The sequence below is a fragment of the Pseudomonas sp. PGPPP4 genome (genome assembly GCF_002256045.1).
Taxonomy (GTDB): domain Bacteria; phylum Pseudomonadota; class Gammaproteobacteria; order Pseudomonadales; family Pseudomonadaceae; genus Chryseomonas; species Chryseomonas oryzihabitans.
This window is the reverse complement of sequence record NZ_NKID01000001.1, coordinates 285,904-309,613: the sequence shown is the minus strand read 5'-3', so window position 1 is coordinate 309,613 and position 23,710 is coordinate 285,904. Positions and strand designations below refer to the sequence as shown.

Sequence of the window (23,710 nt, the reverse complement as noted above, 5' to 3'; positions counted from 1 at the left end):
CGGGTGTGCCTTGAATCTGTAGGAGCGGCCCATGGCCGCGATGACGAGGGGCTTTGTAACGTTGGGCTTCGACGATGCAGCCGTCTCAGCCCAACCTACGAGCGCGCCCTTACAACCCCTTCTCGAAGATCTTCGAATTGCGCTGAAAGTTGTACAGCGATGCCCGCGCCGCAGGGAGCCGCTCCACGCTGCTGGGTTCGAAGCCGCGTTCGCGGAACCAGTGGGCGGTCTTGGTGGTGAGCACGAACAGGGTGCTCAGGCCGCGCTCGCGGGCGCGTTGTTCGATGCGGGCCAGCAGGGCGTCGCCGCGACCGCCGTGGCGGTAGTCGGGATTGACCGCGAGGCAGGCCAGTTCGCCCGCTGCTGAGTCGGCGATGGGATAGAGCGCCGCGCAGGCGATGATCAGGCCTTCGCGTTCGACGATACTGAATTGCTCGATCTCGCGCTCCAGCACCTCGCGGGAACGGCGCACCAGGATGCCCTGCTCTTCCAGCGGGCGGATCAGCTCCATCAGGCCGCCGACGTCGGCGATGGTCGCCTCGCGCAGGGTCTCGAAAGGCTCCTGGGCCACCAGGGTGCCGCTGCCGGCGCGGGTGAAGAGTTCGGTGAGCAGGGCGCCATCCTCGGCGTAGCCGACGATGTGACAGCGGCGTACGCCGCCGCGGGTGGCCTGGGCAGCGGCGTCGAGCAGTTCGGCCTGGTAGGAGCTGCCCAGGCGCGCCAGATGGGTGGGGATCTGCTGCGGGCCGATCTCGCGGATCAGGGCGCCGTGTTCGTCCAGCAGGCCCGGTTCGGCGCCGTAGAGCACCAGCTTGTCGGCGCCCAGATCGATGGCGGCGCGCATGGCGACATCTTCGCAGGCCAGGTTGAAGGTCTCGCCGGTAGGGGAATAGCCCAGCGGCGAGAGCAGCACGATGGTGCGCTCGTCGAGCAGGCGGCCGATGCCGCGGCGGTCGATGCGGCGGACTTCGCCGGTGTGGTGGAAGTCGACGCCATCCTGCACCCCGACCGGACGGGCGGTGACCAGATTGCCGCTGGCGACGCGCAGCCGCGAGCCCTGCATGGGCGAGGCGGCCATGTCCATGGACAGGCGCGCTTCGATGGCGCTGCGCAGGCTGCCGACGGCATCGATCACCGCTTCCAGGGTCGGGCCGTCGGTAATGCGCAGGTCGTTGTAGAAGCGCGGCTCGATGCCGCGCGCGGCCAGGCGCGATTCGATCTGCGGACGGGAGCCGTGCACCAGCACCAGACGCACCCCCAGGCTGTGCAGCAGCACCAGGTCGTGGACGATGTTGCCGAAGTTGGGGTGGGCGACGCCGTCACCGGGCAGCATGACGACGAAGGTGGCGTCGCGGTGGGCGTTGATATAGGGCGAGGCGTGGCGGAGCCAGTTGACGTATTCGTGCATCGAGACGAAGACCCTTGGAGGATAGGCGGGAGGGTGAACGAGGGCAGGCAGGGCGTTCAGCGTCGTCGCAGCACGGGGGTTCCTCGACAGGGAGCGGATGGGCAGACAGCCTCAGTAGACCGTCTGGAGTTTACAAAAAGTCACGCCGAACGCGCGGGCCTGTTCATCGGACCGCGGCGGCCGCGCCCAGGCAGTAGTGGCCGATCAACTGCTGCAGCAGCGTGACGGTAGGCGCGATCCGCGCCAGCGCCAGGTGCTCCTCGGGCTGGTGCGCGCAGCTGATGTCGCCGGGGCCGAGCACCAGCACCTCCTGGGTGATCGCCTGCAAATAGGGCGCCTCGGTGGCGAAGGCCACGGCCTCGGCGCTATGGCCGGTGAGCCGCTCGGCCAGGCGCACCAGTTCGGCCTCGGCGGACTGCTCGAAGGGCGGCACGGCGGGAAACAGCGGCTGGTAGTCGATCCGCACCTCGAAGCGTTCGGCGACCGGCAGCAGCCGCCCGCGGATGGCCTGGCGCAGGGCTTCGGGCTGCATGCCCGGCAGGGGGCGCAGGTCGAATTCCAGGGCGCACTGGCCGCAGATGCGGTTGGGATTGTCGCCGCCATGGATGCAGCCGAGGTTGAGGGTCGGCTGGGGCACCAGGAACAGCGGATTGCGGTATTCGCGCTGCCACTGGGCGCGCAGGTCGAGCAGCTCGCCCATCACCGCCTGCATGGCGTCCAGGGCGCTGTGACCCAGGCTCGGATCGGAGGAATGGCCGCTCTGGCCGAGGATGTCGATGCGCTCCATGAGGATGCCCTTGTGCAGGCGGATTGGCCGCAATCCGGTCGGCTCGCCAATCACCGCGGCGCGGCCCAGGGGGCGGCCGGCTTCGGCCAGCACCCGGGCGCCGTCCATGGAGGATTCCTCATCGCAGGTGGCCAGCACGATCAGCGGCTGGCGCAACTGCCGCGGATCCAGTTCGCGCACCGCCTCGAGGATCAGCGCGAAGAAGCCCTTCATGTCGCAACTGCCCAGGCCGTACCAGCGATCGTCGGCGTCGCGCAGACGCAGGGGATCGGCCTGCCAGAGGGCGGCGTCATAGGGCACGGTATCGGTATGGCCGGCCAGCACCAGGCCGCCCGGCCCGCTGCCCAGGGTGGCGATCAGGTTGAACTTGCCGGGTGCTACTTCTTGGGTCTCGCAGGCGAAGCCCAGGGCGCCGAACCAGTCACTCAGGCGGGCAATGACGCCGGCGTTGGACTGGTCCAGGGCAGGCTGGGTGCAGCTCACCGAGCTTTCGGCGATCAGGGTCGAGAACAGAGCTTTCAGCGCGGGCAGGGTCATGCGGGGTCTCCTGGTCACGCCTCCATCATGGCGCCATCCGCCGCGCGATGAAACCTTCATGCGCCAGGGGGGCGGGACGGGCTAAACTAGCACCCACGTTCTCGCCGTCCGTCGTCATGACGCGCTCGGCACGGAGCCGGACCGTTCTCTTCCGGCGCCAGGATCCTCCAATGGCCAAAGAAACCGAAATCAAGCTGCGCGCCAGTGCGGCCACCCTCGACGCCCTGCGCGCTCATCCGCTGCTGAAGAAGCGTTGCAAGGACGGCTGGCAGCGCCACGAGCTGTCCAACTGCTATTACGACACCGACACCCGCGACCTGGCCCACGCCAAGGTCGCCCTGCGCGTACGGCGTGATGGCGAGCGCTTCATTCAGACGCTCAAGAGTCGCGGCCAGAGCTTGGCCGGGCTGTCCGAGCGCAACGAATGGGAATGGCCGCTGGCCGATGCCACCCTGGACACCGCGCTGTTCGACGACAGCTGCTGGCCGGCGGAACTGGCCGACCTGGACCTGCGCCGCCTGCAGCCGGTGTTCGACACCGATTTCGTCCGCGACGCCGCGGAGATCGCCTGGGGCCGGGGCAAGGCCCGGACCATCATCGAAGTCGCCCTCGACCAGGGCGAGGTGCGTGCCGGCGACCAGCGCGAGGCCATCGCCGAGGTCGAGCTGGAATTGCGCCAGGGCGAACCGGCCGCGCTGCTGGAATTGGCCGAGCAGCTGGCCACCGAATTCCCGCTGATGCCCTGCGACATCAGCAAGGCCGAGCGCGGCTATCGCCTGCACGATGCGGCGAGCTACACCCTCTACCTGTCCGCGCCGGAACTCGACGCCGAGACGCCGCTGGACGAGGCCGTCGCCCGCCTCGGCTGGCACCTGCTGGCCGGCAGCCAGCGCCTGGCCGAACAGTATCGCTGGAATGGCCACTGGCGCCTGCTGGTGGACTGGGTGCACCAGCTGATCGACCTGCGCGCCCTGCTCGGCAGCCTTGGCCAGGCCGCTCCGCGGGCCACCAGCCGCGACCTGCGCCAGGCCCTCGACGAGTTGCTCGCCGACTGGCGACCGCTGGCCGCCATCGGCCAGGACGACGAGGAGGCCCGCCGCCAGGCACCGCAGCGCTTCGCCGCCGAACTGGAGCAGCCGCGCTGGGGCCTGTTCTCCCTGCGCGCTGCGCGCTGGCTGCACGAGCGCGCCTGGACCCAGGGTCGCACCGGCCGTGGCGAGCGCCAGGGCGCGACGCCCCTGGGCCAGTGGCTGCCGCGCTTCCTGGCCCTGGAAGCGGCCGAGCTGCCGCTGCTGCGCGCCATCACCGAACCCGAGTTGATCGAGCAGCAGCTGCCGCGCCTGGAGCGCATGCAGGTCTGGCTGCACCTGGCGCGGGGCGCACTGGACCTGCCCGAAGCCGATCGGCTGTATGGCGAACTGGGCAAGCTGGCGCCGCTGAGCGCCCATGGCGATCTCGCCGGGGTGGCCGAGCAGGCGCGCCTGGTGCATGGCCTGGCGCCCTGGAAAGCCCTGGCCTGAGCTGCCGAATGGCAGGAACGCCTGGCGCATCCGGCCGTCCATCCTGATGGCACAAGGCCGCGAGCGATTCCTTAATACAAAATCGCTATGCTGGAGGAGGCGACCAACCTGGCGGGTACCGCAGGCGGGTCGTCCCCGGTCAGGCACCGGGCGCCACCCCGAGTGCGACCACCTTTTCAAGGAGTCCAGATGTCCGCCATAGCTTCCCCTTCCGCTGATCGTTGGCTCGACCTGGGCGACATCCTGCGCGAGCTGGTCAGCCAGCAGCGGATCGACCAGCAGACCGCCGAACAGTGCCTGCTCCTGCGCCGCGGCTCGGCCAATCCGCAGCAGCATCCGCTGGAGTTCCTGGCGGCGCAGAGCGTGGACGACCTCAGTCGCCCAGGGCGCAAGCTGGATCTGGACAGCCTCACCCGCTGGCTCGCCGAGTATTCGGGCCAGCCCTTCTACCGCATCGATCCGCTCAAGGTGGACGTGGCCTCGGTCACCCCGCTGATGTCCTACGCCTTCGCCCAGCGCAACAAGATCCTCGCCGTGGCGGTGAGCCCGGACGAGGTGACGGTGGCCAGCGCCCAGCCCTTCGTGCACAGCTGGGAGAGCAACCTCACCCATGTGCTGCAACGGCCGATCAAGCGCGTGGTGGCCAGCCCGGCGGACATCACCCGCTACACCCAGGAATTCTTTCGCCTGGCGCGCTCGGTCACCGGCGCCTCGGCGGTGGAACAGAAGACCAGCGGCGTCGGCAACTTCGAGCAGCTGGTCAATCTCGGCGCCGCCGACGGCGAGCCGGATGCCAACGACGCCCACATCGTCAACATCGTCGACTGGCTGTTCCAGTACGCCTTCCAGCAGCGCGCCAGCGATATCCACGTCGAGCCGCGTCGCGAGCAGGGCGCGGTGCGCTTTCGCATCGACGGGGTGCTGCACACCGTCTACCAATTCCCGGCCCAGGTCACCCTGGCGGTGGTCAGCCGGATCAAGAACCTCGGCCGGATGAACGTCGCCGAGAAGCGCAAGCCCCAGGACGGCCGGATCAAGACGCGCATGGCCGGCGAGAAGGAAGTCGAACTGCGCCTGTCGACCATGCCCACCGCCTTCGGCGAAAAGCTGGTGATGCGGATCTTCGACCCGGACGTGCTGCTCAAAAGCTTCGACCAGCTCGGCTTTTCCGCCGACGACCTGCGCCGCTGGGCCGGCATGACCGGGCAACCCAACGGCATCATCCTGGTCACCGGCCCCACCGGTTCGGGCAAGACCACCACGCTGTACACCACCCTCAAGCAGCTGGCCACGCCCGAGGTCAACGTCTGCACCATCGAAGACCCCATCGAGATGGTCGAGGACGCCTTCAACCAGATGCAGGTGCAGCCCAACATCGAGGTGACCTTCGCCAGTGGCGTCAGGGCGCTGATGCGGCAGGACCCGGACATCATCATGATCGGCGAGATCCGCGACCTGGAAACCGCCGAGATGGCCATCCAGGCGGCCCTGACCGGGCACTTGGTGCTCTCCACCCTGCACACCAACGATGCCCCCAGCTCGGTGAGCCGCCTGATCGAACTGGGCGTGCCCTACTACCTGATCCGCGCCACGGTGCTCGGCGTCATGGCCCAGCGGCTGGTGCGGACCCTCTGCCCGGCCTGCAAGACGCCCACCGAACTGGATCCGGCCGCCTGGCAGGAGTTGACCAAGCCGTGGAACGCCCCGCTGCCCACCGGCGCCATGCAGCCGGTGGGTTGCCCGGAATGTCGGGACACCGGCTATCGCGGTCGTGCCGGGGTATACGAAATCCTCACCCTCTCCGATAGTCTGCGCGAACTGGTGACGGCGGATACCGACATCACCGCGCTGCGGCGGCAGGCGTTCAAGGAAGGCATGCGCAGCCTGCGGCTGTCCGGTGCGCAAAAGATCGCCGCCGGCTTCACCACCGTGGAAGAAGTCCTGCGCGTCACGCCCCAGAGCGAACGTTAGGTCCAGCAGCCCGCGAGCGGAACAAGGATAGCCAGCCGTGCAGACAATCGTCGTGAACCCTGCCGTGGGTGCCGAGGACGCCGAGCAGCGACGTCGCCGCCAGGAGGTCCTGGCGGCCTATGGCCTGCTAGACGGCCAGCCGGAGCCAGCGCTCGACGACCTCGTGGAACTGGCCGCCACCCTCTGCGACACCCCCATCGCCGCGGTCAACCTGCTGGGTGAGCAGCAGCAGCTGTTCATCGCCGAACGCGGCCTGGGCGTGGCGGAAATTCCCCTGGCGCTGTCCTTCTGCCAGCACCTGCACGACGCCCGGGAGGCGCGGCAGATCGAGGACCTGAGCCAGGATCCGCGCTTCACCGACAATCCCCTGGTGACCGATCCGGCCGGGCTGAGATTCTATGCCGGCGCCCCGCTGCGGACGGCCGAAGGCGTCTTTCTCGGCACCCTCTGCGTGCTCGACTGGCAACCGCGCGAACTGAGCGCCGCGCGCCTAAGCGGCCTCGAACGCCTGGCGCGCCAGGTGCTGCGCCTGTTCGAGACGCGGCTGCAGGCGGCCTCGCCGGCGCGGCACAGCACCCTCGACGAAACCCACTACCGCGCCCTGATGGACGTCAATCCGCAGATCATCTGGTTCGCGCGGCCCGATGGCAGCTTCGAATACGCCAATCGCTACTGGTATGAATACAGCGGCCTGAGTCCGGCCAGCGTGGTCGCCGATCCCGATCTCTGGGCCGGCGCCATCCACCCCGAGCAGCGTCCGCAGCTGTTGCGGCGCTGGCGCGAGGTGCGCGAGCAACGCGTCGCCGGCAGCCTGGAATTGCAGCTGCGCGATGCCGAGGGTCACTATCGCTGGTTCGAAACCCGCACAATGCCCTTCACCAATGCCAGCGGCGAGATCGAGCACTGGGTGGGCGTGGCCCAGGACATCGACAGCCGCAAGCGGGCGGAAACGGCGCTGCGGGAGAGCGAGGCCTTCGCCCACCTGCTACTCGAATCGACCCACGAGGGCTTCTGCGCCCTGGATCGCCAGGGCCGCGCCACCCTCTGCAACCGCGCCTTCCGGCAGATGCTCGGCCTGCCCGAGGACCGCGACATCCTCGGCGAGCGCCTGGACACCCGGCTCAGCTCCGCCCGCAGCGAGGATGGCGCCCGGGCCCTGCAGCGCGCCGCCAGCGAAGGCGCCACCCTGCACCTGTCCGCCGACGCCCTGCTGCGCGAGGACGGCAGTCTGCTGCCGGTGGAATGGCGCGCCCAGCCACTCTGGCGCGATGGCGAGGTCCAGGGCGCCATCTGCACCTTCGTCGACCTCAGCGAACGCATCCGCAGCCATGACCGCCAGCGCTTCCTGCTCGAACTGGGCGACCTGCTGCATGGCGTGACCCACACCGGCGAGGTCGCCTCGGTGCTGGGCGACAGCCTTGGCCACCTGCTGGCCGTGCAACGCATCGGCTATGCCCGGGTCGGCCGCGACGGTAGCCTGACCATCGACAGCGACTGGCTCGAACAGGGCCGAACCCACCGTCTCAACCTGCCCAGCCTGGCGCACTGGCACACCTCGGCGGTGGAGGAACTGCGCCGCGGCATCATCGTCAGCGTGGAAGACAGCACCCAGGACAGCCGCCTGGGCGAGATGCGCACCCAGCTGGTGGACCATGGCGTGCGCGCCGGCCTGGTGGTGCCCCTGCTCGCCGAAGAACAGCTGGTCGGCCTGCTGTTCCTCTATGCCGACACGCCCCGCCACTGGACCATCGGCGACGTCGCCCTGGTGCGCGAGGTGGCCGAGCGCATCCGCATCGTCATCGAGCGCACCGCCGCGGCCGACGCCCTGCGCCTGGCCGAGCAGCGCATCGCCCTGGCCATGGACGTGGCCGACCTGGGCGTCTGGGACTATGACATCGACCGCGATCTGATCAGCTGGGATTCGCGCCTCGCCCATCTGGTCGGCGCCACGGAGCGCCGCTGCACCCTGCGCGGCGCGGCGCTGCTGCGCGCCCTGCACCCCGCCGATGCGCCCCGGGTGCGGGCCTATGTCAGCGCGGCCATCCAGGGCGGCGGCAATGCCTATGACCTGCGACTGACCTTTCGCGTCCGCAGTCCGCGTCAGGGCGAACCGGTGTGGCTGAGCATCCGCGGCCGCGAACGCCTGGAGCCCGGCGGTCAGCGGCGGCTGGTGGGCATCGCCCGCGACATCACCCGCGAACGCCATGACGCCGATCGCATCAGTGAGACCAATCGCCAGCTGCGCCGGCAGATCGAGGAGCGCCGCGCCGCCGAAGCCCGCCAGCACGCCCTCATCGAACTGGGCGACCGCCTGCGCGAAGGCGACCCGGAAAGCGCCGGGGTGGCCGCGGCGCTGGAACTGGTGGGTACCCTGCTGGGCCTGCGCCGGGTCGGCTATGCCCGTCTGGACGAGAGTCGCGGCACCTTCGTCCCGCACCAGATGTGGACGCCCAATGGCCACTTCGACCCGGCCCTGGCCTATCCGCTGCTTGCCCCCGACAGCCTGGGCAGCCAGGAGGGCGAAGCGCCCCTGGTGATCGACGACGTCAGCCAGGACCCGCGCGCCCAGGCCAATGCCCAGCACCTGCTCGACCTGGAGATCGCGGCGCTGGTGGACATTCCGCTCTATGAGGATGGCCGCCTGCGCGCGCTGTTCGTCGCCCACGACCAGCGCGCCCGGCTGTGGACGGAAGGCGAGGTGCAATTTCTGCGCGACGTCACCGACCGGCTCTGGTCGGCGATCTGCCGGCAGCGCTCCCAGGACGCCCAACGCGAGAGCGAGGGCCGTTTCCGGCTCATGGCCGACAGCGCCCCGGTGCTGATCTGGGCCTGCGACGCCGACGGCCAGCTGCAATTCGTCAACCAGCGCTTCGCCAGCGAATTCGATCTGCACGACGCCGATCTGCACGACCAGGGCTGGAGCGCCCTGCTGCCGGACAGCGAATGCCCGGCCTTCGAGGGTGCCTTCAAGCAGGCCGTCGCCACCCACAGCGCCCTGCGCGCCGAGGTGCGGGTGCGCAATGCCCAGGGCGAATGGCGCTGGCTGCGCCTGGAGGGCACCCCGCGCCTGGAGCTCGACGGCGAATTCCATGGCCTGGTGGGCTGTGGCGTGGACGTCACCGAGGCGCGCCAGACCACCGACCAGCTGGAGCAGCGCATCGCCGAACGCACCCAGGAACTGGGACGCAGCCATGCGCGGCTGATCGCCGAGATCTACGAGCGCGAGCGCACCGAGGAAGCCCTGCGCCAGTCGCAGAAGATGGAAGCCATCGGTCAGCTCACCGGCGGTATCGCCCACGACTTCAACAACATGCTCACCGGCATCGTCGGTGCCCTCGACCTGATCCGCCTGCGCATCGCCAACGGCCGCATCCAGGACCTGGATCGCTACATCAACGCCGCGGTCAATTCGGCCGACCGCGCCGCCGCCCTCACCCACCGGCTGCTGGCCTTCGCCCGCCGGCAGACGCTGGATCCGCAGCCGGTGGACGTCCACCAGTTGGTCGCCTCGCTGCAGGACCTGCTGGTGCGCACCGTGGGCGAAAACGTCGCCCTGCGCCTGGATCTGGCACCGGTCGCCTGGCTCGCCCACAGCGATACTCACCAGCTGGAAAACGCCCTGCTCAACCTGGTCATCAATGGCCGCGACGCCATGCCCGCCGGCGGCGAGCTATGCATCGCCACCGCCAACCTCAGCCTCGACGCCGAGGCCGCCGCGCGCGAATCCCTGACGCCGGGCGACTACGTGCGCCTGAGCGTGGCCGACACCGGCACCGGCATGCCGCCGGAGGTCAAGGCCAAGGCCTTCGAACCCTTCTTCACCACCAAGCCGGCCGGCCAGGGCACGGGACTCGGCCTGTCGATGATCTACGGCTTCGTCAAGCAGTCCGGCGGCACCGCGCGCATCGACACCGAACAGGGCCAGGGCACCACCATCAGTCTCTATCTGCCACGCCATCCGGAGGTGGCGGCCGCCGCCAGCGATCAGCCGACGCTCAAGGTCGCGCCCCGCGCCGAAGCGGGCCAGACCGTGCTGGTGGTGGAGGACGAATACGCGGTGCGCATGATCGTGCTGGAGGTGCTCGCGGAGCTGGGCTACACCGCCCTGGAGGCGAGCGATGCCGATGGCGCCCTGCCGATCATCGAGAGCGATCAGCGGCTGGATCTGCTCATCAGCGACGTCGGCCTGCCCGGCATGAACGGCCGTCAGCTCGCCGAGATCGCCCGTGGTCGGCGGCCCGAGCTCAAGGTGCTGTTCATCACCGGCTATGCCAAGAACGCCAAGGTGCGCGGCGAATTCCTCGGCGAGAACATGGACATGCTGATCAAGCCCTTCGACATCGACGCCCTGGCCGAGCGCATCCACAGCATGATCCAGCACTAGGCACCGGCGCAGAAGCCAGCGCACGGCGCTGGAACTCGAAGGACGTCTGAGCTCTCTATAGGAAACCTCAAGAAGGAGATCTCATCCATGCGCCTGAAGAAGCTTGCTCTGGTTTCCCTGATCGGCCTGCCGCTGCTGGCCGCGACCACCGCCGCCAATGCGGATGCCCGGTTCTGGCGGCATGCCGCGACCCTCGGGGCGACCTCGGGCTCGTTCTATACCACCAGCCGTGACGACCACAAGATCGTCGCCGCTACCCAGGACGACGCCAGCTCCTACCTGGCCAGCAACGGCCAGATCCGTGGCCCCTACCTGGAAGCCGCGCTGCGCGACATGCGCGCCGCCGAGCCGGGCCTCAAGGCCAGCGACAACGAGCTCGCCATGCGTATCCTGACCCAGTAAGGGCCAGGCAAAAAAGAACCCCGCCGGCCAGGCCGTGCGGGGTTCTTTTTTGCCCGCAATCCGGGCGGCGGATGGCGCCTCAGCTTTCGCTGGCGGCGCGATAGCCGTCGGCGTCGAGCAGCTTGTCCAGCTCGGCCGCATCCTGCGGCTTGAGCTTGAAGAACCAGGCGCCATAGGGCTCGCCATTGACCTGCTCGGGGGCGTCGGCCAGGGCCTCGTTGACGGCGATCACCTCGCCGCCCACCGGGGCATAGATGTCCGAGGCCGCCTTGACCGATTCCACCACCCCGGCCTGGTCACCGGCGGCGAGGGTCTTGCCGACTTCCGGCAGTTCGATGAAGACCACATCGCCCAGGGCTTCCTGGGCATGGTCGGAAATGCCGACGGTCACGCTACCGTCGGCTTCCAGACGGGCCCATTCGTGGCTGGCGGCATAACGCAGGTCGGCGGGAATCTGGCTCATGAGAGGTCCTCGGGGCTGGCACGGTTAAAAGGCAAGGGTAGCCTGCCAACCCCGGGGACCGCCATCGCTGGCCGGGCTTATTTGGGGCCGATGCTGGCGCAGCTGCTGCTGTCGACGTACTTCTTCAGGGTCGCCCACTGGGGTCGATCCACGCCGTTGATGGGTTCCACCGCCAGGTTGTAGTTGCCCCAGCCGGGGCCGGCGGCCCAGTAGCTGGCCGGAATGCAGTGCTGCTTGAGATAGGCCAGCATGTTGTCCATGGCCACCAGCCAGCGCGGATCGTCGTCCGGCACGCCGAATTCGCCGATGTAGCCCTGCTTGCCGTTCTTCTTCAGCCAGTCGACGAAGGGCTTGACGCGATTCACCCCGACCATGGGGTCGAAGCCGCTCATGTCCTTGCTGGCGTACTGGCCGCCGCCGTCATTGTCGAAATAGACGTGGGCGGAAAAGATCAGCTTGTTGGCCGGGTCCTTGAGCGCCAGCAGCGGATCGTTCCACTGCGGCCAGCGCGCGGCGCTGGACCAGCCATTGCCCTCGACGATGATGGGATGGACGCTGTCCACGGTACGGATGCCGTTGATGCCGTGCTGGGCGGCGGTCGGCCAGAAGGCCACGGCGTCGTGGGGCTCGTTCATGATGTCGTAACCGAAGAGCGCCGGGTGCTTGCCGAAGCGGAAGGCCAGGCGATAGGTCACGTCCCAGTAGTTGAAGTAGGTGACCTTGCCGGCGCCGATCACCTCGCCGCGATAGCGCGCATAGTTGTGCAGGTCGAGGATCACCTTGACGCCATGCTTCTGGGCGTAATTCAGCGTCTGGGTGATCAGGGCGCCATAGTCCGGATCCAGCATCGAATTCAGGGTGGGCTGGATGCGCTCCCAGATGATCGGAAAGCGCACCAGCTTGATGCCCTTGGCGCTCCAGTCCTTGAAGTGCTGTTCGCTGGGAAAGATGTAGTTGCGGTTGTTGAGGCCGGGTAGCACCTGGCTGGCGAAGCCGGCACCGGAGAAGTTGAGACCGACCAGATCGACCGCCTGGGCCGAACCCAGAAGAGCGCTGCTCAGGGCCAGGGTACCGGCCAGCCGCAGGGAAAACTGGCGCAAGCGCCGGGTAAAGGATTGCATGACTGCACCTGTGAAAAGAAAGACTCCCCGCCCCCGCAAGCTAGCGGGTTCTGGCGTAGGCGAGTTCAGGCGACCGCGTCCGCTTGCGGCGCCACTGGGTGCGACTTCGTCGTCATTGTTGGGGCAGCTATCGGCGTCAGCTGCGCCAGCTTTAGTGAATTTTTTCGTTCAAAAACAGATGGTTACGCTTTGATTTACGTCAGATAGCCGGCGCTTTTCCGCAGACTTCGGCGCAGTCTCGCTAACACCTTGAATCGACAGGACTTTCCGTATCCGTGAAAGAACGAGCGCAGCGGCCGAGCACCCAAAAAGACTGACTTGTGAGAAAGAGTCATTTTCAAGACCGGGATGCAGAGATGCCCAGGGTGGCTGCAGGACCGGTCCCGGAACGTTCGCCGGCAGCCGGGCTCTATCCTGCGAGCCCCTCGCGAGAGCCCTGCCATGCCCCTGAGCACGCCCTATCCCTTGCGTACCCTGGCCCTGACCCTGGCCGCCATGACCCTGCTCGGCTGCGGCGAGACCGCACGGCTGCAGCGCGAAGCCGGCTACGGGCCGACGCCAACCTTGCCGGAACCCCACAAGACGCTGTTTCCTACCATCAACGTGGCCCCGGCAGTCGGCTGGCCCGAAGGCGGCAAGCCCACTGCCGCGCCCGGCACCCAGGTCCAGGCCTTCGCCCGTGGCCTGGACCATCCGCGCTGGCTCTATGTGCTGCCCAATGGCGATGTGCTGGTCGCGGAAAGCAATGCGCCCAAGCGCGAGGAATTTCCCGGGATCAAGAACTGGATCGCCGGCCTGTTCATGAAGAAGGCCGGCGCCGGGGTGCCCAGCGCCGATCGCATCACCCTGTTGCGCGATGCCGACGGCGATGGCGTGGCCGAAACCCGCAGCGTCTTCGCCGAACATTTGCATTCGCCGTTCGGCATGGTGCTGGTGGGCGAGGACTTCTATGTCGCCAATGCCGATGCCCTGGTGCGCTTCTCCTATCGCCCCGGTGCGACTCGCCTGGAAGGTCAGCCGGTGACGGTCACCGAGCTGCCGGCGGGCATCAATCACCACTGGACCAAGAACGTCATCGCCAGTCGCGACGGCAAGAAGCTCTATCTCACCGTGGGCTCCAACAGCAACGTCGGCGAAAACGGCCTGGACATCGAGGAAGGCCGCGCCGCCATCTGGGAGCTGGATCGCGCCAGCGGCCAGAAACGCCTGTTCGCCACCGGCCTGCGCAACCCCAATGGGCTGGACTGGGAGCCCAGCACCGGCAAACTGTGGACGGTGGTCAACGAACGCGACGAGATCGGCAGCGACCTGGTGCCGGACTATGCCACCTCGGTGCAGGACGGCGGCTTCTATGGCTGGCCCTACAGCTACTGGGGCAAGACCGTGGACAGCCGGGTACAGCCGCCCCGCCCGGATCTGGTGGCCAAGGCGCTGACCCCCGACTACGCCCTGGGCACCCACACCGCCTCTCTGGGCCTGGCCTTCGCGAGCGCCGACAGCGGGTTGCCGACGGCGTTTCGCCAGGGGATGTTCGTCGGCCAGCACGGCTCCTGGAATCGCGATCCCAAGAGCGGCTACAAGGTCGTCTTCGTGCCCTTCCAGAACGGCAAGCCCAGCGGCGCGCCGCGCGACCTGCTGACCGGTTTCCTCAACGGCAAGGAAGAGGCCCAGGGACGTCCGGTCGGGGTGGTCAACGATGGCCGCGGCGGCCTGCTGGTGGCCGACGATGTCGGCAATACGATCTGGCGGGTCAGCGCCCAGCGTCCCTGAGCCGTGTTAATCCGGCCTTAAGCGCCCTGGCCTAGGCTGGAGGCTGACCATCCTGGAGATGGTCACCGCTCTTGCCGAGGCCGGCCCGGAGCGGTACAACCGCTCAACCGCCTGGGAAAATCCGATGAGAATACTGCTGGCCGAAGACGACATGCTGCTGGGCGACGGCATCCGCGCCGGCCTGGCCCTGGAAGGCGATACCGTCGACTGGGTGACCGATGGCCAGGCCGCCCAGGCTGCGCTGGAAACCGATCCCTTTGATCTGGTGGTGCTCGACATCGGCCTGCCCCGCCGCTCGGGACTCGAGGTCCTGGCCGCGCTGCGCAAGCGTGGCGACGCCACCCCGGTGCTGATCCTCACCGCCCGCGACAAGGTCACCGACCGGGTCACCGGCCTGGACACCGGCGCCGACGACTACCTGACCAAGCCCTTCGACCTGGACGAACTGCTCGCCCGGGTGCGCGCCCTCACCCGCCGCAGCGCCGGCCGGGCGCTGCCGCAACTGGAGCACAACGAGCTGCGGGTCGATCCGGCCACCCACCGGGTGACCCTGGCCGGCCAGCCGGTGGAGCTGGCACCGCGGGAATACGCCCTGCTGCGCCTGCTGCTGGAAAACATGGGCAAGGTGCTCTCGCGCAATCGCCTGGAGCAGGCGCTCTATGGCTGGGACGGCGACGTCGAGAGCAATGCCATCGAGGTCCATATCCATCACCTCAGACGCAAGCTCGGCACCAGCCTGATCCGCACCGTGCGCGGCATCGGCTACGGTATCGACCAGCCCGAGCGGCCGGCTCCATGACCGACGGCCCGGCCGTCTCGCTGCGCCGGCGGCTGCTGACGCTGCTGCTGTGCGGCATCTTCGCCTGCTGGCTGATCGCTGCCCTGGTGACCTACCAGCTGGTCCTGCGCCAGGTGAATCGCCTGGCCGACGAGGACATGCTCGACTTCGGCTCGGCCGCCCTGCACCTGGCCACCCTGGGCGAGGGCGGTGACCGCAGTCTGCCGCCCGCGGCCCGGGCCCTGGAGCGCAGCCGCACGGCTATCGCCGACCTGCCGCTGTTCAAGCGGCGCAACGCCCTGGGCTATCTGCTGCAGGCCGGCGACCAGCGCCTCGGCACCCCGGCGCCGCCCGCCGGCCTGGCCGACCAGCCGCCCGGCTTCAGCAGCCTGCTGGCCGAAGGGCAGCACTGGCGGGTGCTGCGGCTGAGCAGCGGCGAAGGGCGCATCTGGATCTACGAAAACCTGGCCGATCGCCGCGGCGCCACCAACCTGCTGCTGCTCGGCTCGCTGTTTCCCCTGGCCCTGGCCCTGCCGGTGCTGGCCGCGCTCATCTGGTTTGGCGTCACCCGCGGTCTGGAGCCCCTGCGCCAGCTGGCCGCGCAGATCAAGCAGCGCTCCGCCCAGCGCCTGGAGCCATTGCCGCTGAGCCGGGTGCCGCTGGAAGCTGCGGTCCTGGTGGAGGAGATCAATGCCCTCCTGGAACGCCTGGACGGCGCCCTGGAGGCGGAGCGCCGGCTGACCAGCGACGCCGCCCACGAGATCCGCACGCCCCTCGCCAGTCTGCTGACCCACACCCAGGTCGCCCTGAGATCCAGCGATCCCCAGGCCCACGCCCGCGGCCTGGTGCAGGTGCGTCGCAGCGCCGAACGCATCAGCCAGCTGATGGAACAGATCCTGCTCCTGGCGCGGCTGGACAGCGGCGCGCTGCAGGAGCAGTTCGTCCCCGTCCATCTCGGCCGGCTGGCGGCGGATACCCTGTCGGAACTCGCGCCCCTGGCCATCGAGAAGAACATCGACCTGGTGCTGGAGGATCAGGAGGTCAAGCTGTCGGGTATTCCCACCTGGCTGGGCGTGCTGCTCACCAACCTGGTCGGCAACGCCATCCGCTATACCCCCAGCGGCGGCCAGGTGCTGGTCCGGGTCGTCGAGGAGGTGCCCGGACAGGTCCGTATCGATGTCTGCGACAGCGGCCCCGGGGTCAGTCCGGAAGAACGGGCGGTGATCTTTACCCGTTTCTACCGCAGCGAGAGCGCTGGCCAGAACGTCGGCAGCGGACTGGGGCTACCCATCGTCAAGCGCATCGTCGAAATCCATGGCGGCAGCCTGCACCTGGGCGAAGGCCTGCAAGGACGCGGGCTGGGGGTGTACGTCGAGCTGCCCGGCCTGGCCTGATCCGGCCACCTACGACCAAGGCCATCTTTTACCCGGGCCGGCCTAGGGCTTACAGTGCAGGGATTCGCCACACGCGAATGCAGTCCTGCCTTCTGGAGAGCCCGGCCCATGTCCATGATCCTATACCACACTCCCGCCTCGCCCTTCGGTCGCAAAGTCGTGGTGATGCTCCACGAGACGGACCTGATCGAGCAGGTGGAGGTGGAAATCGTCCAGCAGACGCCACTCAACCCCAATCGCGACGTTCTCGATACCAATCCCGCCGGCAAGATTCCTGCCCTGCGCCTGGCCGATGGTACCTGCCTGCATGACAGCCGCGTCATCCTCGACTACCTGGATACCCTGCACGCGCGCACCCCGCTGATCCCGCGCCAGGGCCCGGAGCGCTGGCGGCGCCTGACCCTGGCCTCGCTGTGCGACGCCATGATGGAAGCCGCGGTGCAGATCCGCTACGAGAGCTTCATGCGCCCACCGGGCATGCAGTGGAAGCTCTGGCTGGACAACCAGCAGGAAAAGATCGCCCGGGCGCTGGACTACTTCGAGCGCGAGGCCATCACCGAACTGGAGGGCGAATTCGACGTGGCCAGCCTGGGCATGGCCTGCCTGCTCGGCTACCTGGACTTCCGCATCCCCACCTGGGCCTGGCGCAGCGACTGCCCACGCATCGCCGCGTGGTACGCCCGTACCGGCGACCGGCCCTCGCTGCAGGCCACCCGCCCCTGAGCCGGCGCTAGGCCTGCTGCCAGAGCCGCTCCAGATTGCGAAAGCCCCACTCTTCCGGATCTTCCCGCCGCACGATGCGTTCGTCGGCGGGCGGCCGGGCCAGATCCAGCAGCCGCTGCGGCAGTGGCGTGCGCGAGCGGGCGGAAAAGAACACCCGTACCCGCGGGGTCAGCAGGCTGTCCGGGTGCTGCTCGACCACCACCGCCAGCTGCTCGTTGCTCAGCCGCACCAGGGAGCCGATCGGATAGATGCCCAGCGTCTTGACGAAGGCCTGGAACACCCGGGGATCGAAGTGCCCCTTCCACTCCGCCATGCGCCGGATCGCCTCGGCCGGACTCCAGGCGGTCTTGTAGGGCCGGGTCGAGGAGATGGCGTCATAGACGTCGCAGACCGCGGCGATGCGCGACAGCAGGCTGATCTGGGTACCGGCCAGGCCATGGGGATAGCCGCTGCCATCGAATTTCTCGTGATGGTGCAGGCAGACGTCGATGACCTCTGCGGGCGCGCCCCACTGCCGCAGCAGTACGACGCCTTCCTCCGGATGCCGCTGCATCACGGCGAATTCCGCCTCGGTCAGCCTGCCCGGCTTGTTGAGCACCTCGACGGGGGTGCGCATCTTGCCCACGTCATGCAGCAGTCCGGCCTGGCCGGCCAGTTGCACCTGCTCCGCCGAAAGGTCCATCTGCCGCGCCACCGCCGTCATCAGGGCGCAGACCGACACGGAATGGATGTAGGTATACTCGTCGGCCGTGCGCAGCCGCGTCAGGCTGATCAGTGCCGTGGGGTGCCGCAGCACCGACGCCGAGATCTGCTCGACCACGGTCGCCACTTCGCTCAGCTCGATGGCCTGGCCCAGGCGCACGTCCTGGAACAGCCGCGCCACCTCCTGCTTGGCGTGGGCGCTCACCGCCGACGCCTGCGCCATTTCCTGCGGACAGCTGATGGCGGCGACCGGTGCGGTACTCGCAACCGTGGCCGGAGCGGCAACAGGTGGCACAACGGGGGGCGCAGCAACGAACGACGCGCCAACGGGCTCAGGAAGCACCACCGGATTTACGGCATCTGGGCATTTGGCCGGTGGCGGGCAATCCAGCCCTTTGGCGATATCGATCCACACCGCGGTTACCGCGCTGTCCTGGATCTTTTGCAGGTCGCGCGGCTCCTGCAGCAGGAAGCGCGCCTTCCAGAACGGATGGTCGATCCAACTGCCTTCGAATTTGTGGATGTACATGCCGAGGCAGACCTCGGCACTGGTAACCTTTTTGAGCATGGCGTTCACTTCGCAGCTGATCAGCAGCAGCCATCCAGAGGCGGATGATCGCAAAATGCTATGTCACGCCAAAGACTATCGCCCCAAGTTCTAGACGAGAGAATCCATGCACCTCCTGACCGGTATCACCGTCTCTGCGCTGCTCCTGTTGAACACCCTGGTCATGATCGGTCCGCTACTGGTATTCGCCCTGATCAAGCTGCTGCCCCTTGTCGCACTGCGCGACCTCTGCTCCCGGGTGGTCACCGCCATCGCCGAGACCTGGGCCGAGATCAACAAGGCCATCTTCGCCCGCCTCACCCCCACCGTCTGGGACATCTGCGGCACCGAGGCGCTCAGCCGTGACCGCTCCTACCTGGTCATCTGCAATCACCAGTCCTGGGTCGATATCCCCGCGCTCATCGAGACCTTCAACGGCAAGGTGCCCTATTTCAAGTTCTTCCTGAAGAAGGAGCTCATCTGGGTACCCTTCCTGGGGCTCGCCTGGTGGGCGCTGGACTACCCCTTCATGAAGAGATACACCCGCGCCCAGCTGGCCCGCCGCCCGGAACTCAAGGGCGCGGACCTGGCCATCACCCGCCGCGCCTGCGAGAAATTCCGCCGCCAGCCGGTGACCATCGTCAACTACCTGGAAGGCACCCGCTTCACCGCCGCCAAGCATGCGGAGCAGCAGTCGCCCTATCGCCACCTGCTCAAGCCCAAGGCCGGCGGCATGGCCTTCGTCCTCGCCGCCATGGGCGAGCAGCTGGACACCCTGCTGGACGTCACCCTGGTCTATCCCGACGGTCGCGTGCCCGGCTTCTGGGACCTGCTCTGCGGACGAGTCAAACGCGTTATCATCGATATTCGCGCGCGACCTCTGGATCCGGCGCGCTGGGCGGGTGACTACAGCGAAGATGCGGAATTTCGCGCAGGCTTCCAGCAGTGGGTCAGCACGCTCTGGGCAGAGAAGGACCAGCGGATCGAGGCGCTGCTAGATTCCCGCTCGCGCTAAAGGAGCGGGGCACCCTGCCGCCGCCAGACAGTCAGAGAGCGGGTAGTCGGCTGTCTCGACAAGGACCTCCCATGCCCTCCCCGACCCTGGATACCACCACGGCCCGCTGGCTTCCCTGGCTGATCGCCGTGGCCTTCTTCATGCAGTCGCTGGACGCGACCATCGTCAACACCGCCCTGCCGCGCATGGCCGCCGACCTCGGCGAGAATCCGCTGCGCATGCAGGGGGTGGTGATCGCCTACCTGCTCACCGTCGCGCTGCTGATTCCCGCCTCGGGCTGGATTTCCGATCGCTTCGGCAGTCGCCGCGTCTTCTTCACCGCCATCGCCCTCTTCACCTTCGGCTCGCTGCTCTGTGCCCTGGCGCCCAGCCTCAACCTGCTGATCGCCGCCCGGGTCATCCAGGGCCTCGGCGGTTCGCTGATGCTGCCGGTGGGGCGCTTGGTGATCCTGCGCGTCTATCCGCGCAGCGAGCTGGTCCGCATCCTCAGCTTCATCACCATTCCCGGCCTGATCGGCCCCCTGGCCGGCCCGGCCCTGGGTGGCTGGCTGGTGGAAGCCGTGTCCTGGCACTGGATCTTCCTGATCAATCTGCCGGTGGGCATCCTCGGCTGCCTGGCCACCCGCCGCCTGCTGCCGGACCTGCGCAGCCCCCTGCCGCAACGCTTCGACGGCCTGGGCTTCCTGCTCTTCGGCACGTCCATGATCCTCATCAGCATCGCCCTGGAAGGCCTCGGCGAATTGCACCTGCCCCATGTGCGGGTGGTGCTGCTGCTGATGGCCGGCATGGCCTGCATGGTCGCCTACTGGCTGCGCGCCCTGCACCACGATCAGCCGCTGTTCTCCGCCGAGCTGTTTCGCATCCGCAGCTTCGCGGTGGGCATCTTCGGCAATCTCTTCGCCCGCCTCGGCAGCGGCGCCCTGCCCTTTCTCATCCCGCTGCTGTTCCAGGTGGGCCTCGGCTACTCGCCGACCCAGGCCGGCCTGCTGATGATGCCCCTGGCGCTGTCGGCGATGCTGGCCAAGCCCATCGCCGGTCCGCTGATCGGACGCCTCGGCTATCGCCGCCTGCTGGTGGGCAACACCCTGCTGCTGGGTTGCCTGATCGCCAGCCTTGCCCTGATCGGCCCCTCGACGCCCTTCGTCTGGCTGCTCATCCACCTCGGCATCCTCGGCGCGGTGAATTCCATGCAGTTCACCGCCATGAACACCATTACCCTCATCGACCTGCACGACCAGCAGGCGGCCAGCGGCAACAGCCTGCTGTCGGTGGTGATGCAACTGGCCATGAGCTTTGGCGTGGCCTGTGCGGCCGCCCTGCTGGGCGGTTTCCAGGACGACTATGGCGACACCGAGGTGCTGTCCGCCTTTCGCGCGACCTTTCTCTGCGTCGGCGCCCTGTCGATGCTGGCGGCGGCGATCTTCCTGCAGGCCTCGCGCGAGACCGGGCGCCGGGTCAAGCCGCTGGCGGCCGAACCGGAAAAGAGCGCGCAGAACGTGGAATGAAGCCTGCTGCCGCGCCACTCGGCACGGCAGAAACGAAAAACCCCGGCCTGGCCGGGGTTTTTCGTGAGCTTCGGGCGACGTCAGGTGTCAGATGACCTGTACGTGCTCTGCCTGCATGCCCTTCTGGCCTTGCACGACTTCGAAGCTGACCTTCTGGCCTTCAGCCAGGGTCTTGAAACCTTTGCCTTCGATTGCGCGGAAGTGAACGAACACGTCCGGACCGCTCTCGGGAGTAATGAAGCCGTAGCCTTTGGTTTCGTTGAACCATTTGACGGTGCCGTTCTGACGATTCGACATGACGGGTGTTGCTCCTTGGAATAACGGGTTTGTTATGACAGGTGCTGGCGCGGCAGCGCGTTGCATAGACCAGGCACCCGGTACTGAGTTGCAAGGAGTAACAAGAATCGAGCAGCAAGGGGTGGACGGAAAGCCTACCGCCTCAGGTCACGATCGACGGCGACCCAAGCAAACACAGTTCTCGAACTCTACGCCATATTTTTCTGGAAAGCGATTACCCTCCGGAGACCGAAATCGTTTTTGACAAGAGGTAATTTGTCGCGCCATGCAAGGTACTGTGGAGCCGGTTTTCGACCACCCGGACAGCGGCGCAAACCCTCGCCAGTCCTGCTTCCGCGCTTCTTTCCCGCCGTTTCGAATGGCCCGGGCCCGCGGCCCCGACCATGAAATCCCCCTGCAAGGAATACCGATGAACGTCACCCCTGTGGAACTGCTGATCAGCGATTGCGATGGTGTGCTGGTCGACAGCGAAATCCTCGCCGAACGCGTCGTCCTCGACGGCCTGGCCGCCCATGCACCACGCGCCGAACTCGAAGCCCTGCTGCACGGGACCTTTGGCCTGACCACCCGGGACATCTTCGCCCTGGTCGAGCAGCGCTTCGGCATCACCCTGCCGCCCGCGCTGTTCAGCGACCTGCGCACCCAGGCGGAAACGCTGATCTCCACCAGCGTGGCAGCCATTCCCGGGGTGAAGCGTGCCCTGGAGAGCATCGACCTGCCGCTGGCGGTCGCCTCCAACAGCCTCAGGCACAGCGTCGAATCCTCGGTCCGCCGGGCCGATCTGGTCGAGCGGGTGGCGGGCCATATCTTCAGCGCCGACATGGTGGCCCAGCCCAAGCCGGCACCCGATGTCTATCTCCTGGCCGCCAGGACGATGGGTGTCGCGCCGGAGCGCTGCCTGGTGATCGAGGACAGCACCACCGGCGTGCGCGCGGCGCTGGCGGCCGGCATGCGCGTCATCGGCTTTACCGGCGCCAGCCACATTCCGCCCAGCCATGGCGAGACCCTGAGCGCGCTGGGCGTGACCGCCCTGATCGCGCACATGGACGAACTCCCCGCCACCGTCGCCCGCCTCCGCGCCGCCGCCAGCGGCGGGCAATAAAAAAGGGGCCCTCAGGGCCCCTTCGCGTTCCGCCTCGGCGAAATCAGGACAGGACCGCACCCACCGCCTTGGGCAGCGCGACCGGTGCCAGGTCGGCGCTGGCGTTCCAGGCCGACTCGCTCAGCTGGGTTTCCAGCAGCTGGCGATGGATCGCCTCGCGATGCTGTTGCAGGACGATGTCCAGGGCGCGGCTGGGGGTCAGTTCGACGTCGTCGAAGGTGACGATCTGACCCGGCTCCAGGGCGCGCTTGAGCACGCTGTGCTTGAGCAGGCCGATCGGCAGGTGATCCGGGCACTCGGCGATCTTGACCGCTTCGCCGCGCACGCTGTAGCCACCGATGCCGCGCTCGATGACGTCGCCGGCCGCCATGGGCTTCTTCATGATGGCGGCCACGCTCAGGGTCGGTGTGGTGGAGTTGTTGAGCAGGATCTTGCCGCCGGCGATGACGCGTCTCAGGGTCTTGCCGACCTCCAGGGAGCACAGGTGGAAGGGGCGCACCAGCACGTAGTACGGGCCCTTGCCCAGCTTGAAGTACTCGATGGCACCGGCCTGGTCTTCGTCATGGCGACCGACCACGAAGACGCCACCGGCGGAGTAGCCGCTGGGGATCACGTAGTCGACGATGGGCTGGCCCAGTTGCTCGGCCATCTGCGCGAGGATGTTGGCGCTGTCCTGCAGGTTGGTCGAATTCAGGCCTTCCAGCCCCTGGCGGGTGATGGTGGCGCCATAGTTGTTGCCCACCACCACCTGCTCGATCTGCACCTTGGTGCCGTCGGTGAAGGAGGTGGTCTGGTCGACGCTGGTGCCCTGGCGCGCGGACCAGTAGGCCATGTCTTCCGGCGTCGGGTTGTGGTTCAGATAGCCCTTCATGTTGCCGTAGACCAGCGGCTTGAAGCCCATCTGCACGGCCTCTTCGTGCAGCGCCGCCAGCGAACCCGGCTGATCGCCCTCGGCCTCGGTCAGGAAACCCTTGCCGGCCAGGTAGGAACCGGTCGTCACCTGCAGTTCGGCATTGATGGTGACCACCTTGATGCCGGCTTCGAAGGCGCGCTCGATGATCTCGGTGCCGTGGTAGGGGTCGCCGCTGCACTCCACCAGCAGGTCGCAATGATCGATGAGATCCGCCACCGACTGGGTGAGCGCCTCGGTCAGCGGATAGTCGGTGACCGTGGCGATGGGCCGGCGGGTCAGGACGCGGGTCACGGTCATGTCGTCATAGTGACGGCTGATGAGCCGGGCCAGGCAGCGCGAGATCATGCCGGTACCGACGATGCCGATACGGG

At 67.7% G+C, this 23,710-nt stretch carries 18 protein-coding genes; 11 read left to right on the top strand and 7 right to left on the bottom strand.

The window, feature by feature from the left end; genetic code table 11:
* Positions 1 to 109: 109 nt before the first annotated feature.
* Together argA and argE are read right to left on the bottom strand one after the other, a co-directional pair.
* Positions 110 to 1,408, bottom strand: coding sequence for an amino-acid N-acetyltransferase (argA, locus tag CFE50_RS01335; RefSeq protein ID WP_007161264.1), 1,299 nt, complete (start codon positions 1,406 to 1,408; stop codon positions 110 to 112).
* A gap of 163 nt (positions 1,409 to 1,571) precedes the next feature.
* Entirely contained in the window at positions 1,572 to 2,732 is a 1,161-nt protein-coding gene (gene argE, locus CFE50_RS01330; RefSeq protein ID WP_286729792.1) for an acetylornithine deacetylase, read from the bottom strand.
* A gap of 170 nt (positions 2,733 to 2,902) precedes the next feature.
* Between argE and CFE50_RS01325 the strand changes: the two genes are divergently transcribed.
* The 4 genes from CFE50_RS01325 (at position 2,903) to CFE50_RS01310 (ending at position 11,009) form a co-directional block, all read left to right on the top strand.
* The gene (locus tag CFE50_RS01325; RefSeq protein WP_286729789.1) at positions 2,903 to 4,252 is read left to right on the top strand and encodes a CYTH domain-containing protein; all 1,350 of its coding nucleotides are present in this window, start codon (positions 2,903 to 2,905) and stop codon (positions 4,250 to 4,252) included.
* Between the two features lie 189 nt (positions 4,253 to 4,441).
* Positions 4,442 to 6,223, top strand: coding sequence for a type IV pilus assembly ATPase TfpB (tfpB, locus tag CFE50_RS01320; protein WP_027598246.1), 1,782 nt, complete (start codon positions 4,442 to 4,444; stop codon positions 6,221 to 6,223).
* A gap of 37 nt (positions 6,224 to 6,260) precedes the next feature.
* Positions 6,261 to 10,607, top strand: coding sequence for a PAS domain S-box protein (locus CFE50_RS01315; protein ID WP_286729786.1), 4,347 nt, complete (start codon positions 6,261 to 6,263; stop codon positions 10,605 to 10,607).
* 87 nt (positions 10,608 to 10,694) lie between these two features.
* Positions 10,695 to 11,009, top strand: a complete 315-nt coding sequence (locus tag CFE50_RS01310) for a DUF2388 domain-containing protein (protein WP_286729784.1) — start codon at positions 10,695 to 10,697, stop codon at positions 11,007 to 11,009.
* A 79-nt stretch (positions 11,010 to 11,088) separates the two neighbouring features.
* Here CFE50_RS01310 and gcvH read toward each other — a convergent pair whose 3' ends face one another.
* Together gcvH and CFE50_RS01300 are read right to left on the bottom strand one after the other, a co-directional pair.
* Complete coding sequence (gene gcvH, locus CFE50_RS01305; protein WP_007161270.1) at positions 11,089 to 11,472, bottom strand: glycine cleavage system protein GcvH; 384 nt, start codon at positions 11,470 to 11,472, stop codon at positions 11,089 to 11,091.
* A 77-nt stretch (positions 11,473 to 11,549) separates the two neighbouring features.
* Positions 11,550 to 12,593, bottom strand: a complete 1,044-nt coding sequence (locus CFE50_RS01300; RefSeq protein ID WP_286729782.1) for a glycoside hydrolase family 5 protein — start codon at positions 12,591 to 12,593, stop codon at positions 11,550 to 11,552.
* Positions 12,594 to 13,034: 441 nt separating this feature from the next.
* Between CFE50_RS01300 and CFE50_RS01295 the strand changes: the two genes are divergently transcribed.
* From CFE50_RS01295 to CFE50_RS01280, 4 genes are all read left to right on the top strand, one after another.
* Positions 13,035 to 14,363 carry a PQQ-dependent sugar dehydrogenase gene (locus tag CFE50_RS01295; RefSeq protein ID WP_502694659.1) on the top strand — a complete coding sequence of 443 codons (1,329 nt, stop codon included), beginning with the start codon at positions 13,035 to 13,037 and terminating at the stop codon, positions 14,361 to 14,363.
* A 124-nt stretch (positions 14,364 to 14,487) separates the two neighbouring features.
* Positions 14,488 to 15,162: a response regulator gene (locus tag CFE50_RS01290; RefSeq protein WP_027598241.1), complete on the top strand. Its 675-nt coding sequence runs from the start codon at positions 14,488 to 14,490 to the stop codon at positions 15,160 to 15,162.
* Positions 15,159 to 16,535, top strand: a complete 1,377-nt coding sequence (locus CFE50_RS01285; protein ID WP_042135380.1) for a sensor histidine kinase — start codon at positions 15,159 to 15,161, stop codon at positions 16,533 to 16,535. The genes CFE50_RS01290 and CFE50_RS01285 overlap by 4 nt, the downstream gene beginning before the upstream one ends.
* Before the next feature lie 108 nt (positions 16,536 to 16,643).
* The gene (locus CFE50_RS01280; RefSeq protein WP_286729780.1) at positions 16,644 to 17,258 is read left to right on the top strand and encodes a glutathione S-transferase; all 615 of its coding nucleotides are present in this window, start codon (positions 16,644 to 16,646) and stop codon (positions 17,256 to 17,258) included.
* A 7-nt stretch (positions 17,259 to 17,265) separates the two neighbouring features.
* Here CFE50_RS01280 and CFE50_RS01275 read toward each other — a convergent pair whose 3' ends face one another.
* Positions 17,266 to 18,528 carry a cyclic di-GMP phosphodiesterase gene (locus CFE50_RS01275; protein WP_286729778.1) on the bottom strand — a complete coding sequence of 421 codons (1,263 nt, stop codon included), beginning with the start codon at positions 18,526 to 18,528 and terminating at the stop codon, positions 17,266 to 17,268.
* Between the two features lie 106 nt (positions 18,529 to 18,634).
* On the opposite strand from CFE50_RS01275, the gene yihG reads away from it, so the two are divergent.
* Together yihG and mdtD are read left to right on the top strand one after the other, a co-directional pair.
* Positions 18,635 to 19,522, top strand: coding sequence for a 1-acylglycerol-3-phosphate O-acyltransferase, YihG family (gene yihG, locus CFE50_RS01270; RefSeq protein ID WP_286729776.1), 888 nt, complete (start codon positions 18,635 to 18,637; stop codon positions 19,520 to 19,522).
* A 71-nt stretch (positions 19,523 to 19,593) separates the two neighbouring features.
* Positions 19,594 to 21,027: a multidrug transporter subunit MdtD gene (mdtD, locus tag CFE50_RS01265; protein ID WP_007161278.1), complete on the top strand. Its 1,434-nt coding sequence runs from the start codon at positions 19,594 to 19,596 to the stop codon at positions 21,025 to 21,027.
* A gap of 87 nt (positions 21,028 to 21,114) precedes the next feature.
* Here the strand turns inward: mdtD and CFE50_RS01260 are convergent, their stop codons facing one another.
* Positions 21,115 to 21,324 carry a cold-shock protein gene (locus tag CFE50_RS01260; protein WP_007161279.1) on the bottom strand — a complete coding sequence of 70 codons (210 nt, stop codon included), beginning with the start codon at positions 21,322 to 21,324 and terminating at the stop codon, positions 21,115 to 21,117.
* A 409-nt stretch (positions 21,325 to 21,733) separates the two neighbouring features.
* On the opposite strand from CFE50_RS01260, the gene CFE50_RS01255 reads away from it, so the two are divergent.
* Complete coding sequence (locus CFE50_RS01255; protein ID WP_286729767.1) at positions 21,734 to 22,426, top strand: HAD family hydrolase; 693 nt, start codon at positions 21,734 to 21,736, stop codon at positions 22,424 to 22,426.
* Positions 22,427 to 22,469: 43 nt separating this feature from the next.
* Here CFE50_RS01255 and CFE50_RS01250 read toward each other — a convergent pair whose 3' ends face one another.
* Positions 22,470 to 23,684 (bottom strand): NAD(P)-dependent oxidoreductase, encoded by a 1,215-nt coding sequence (locus CFE50_RS01250; protein WP_169886925.1) that lies wholly within the window; start codon positions 23,682 to 23,684, stop codon positions 22,470 to 22,472.
* Positions 23,685 to 23,710: the final 26 nt, after the last annotated feature.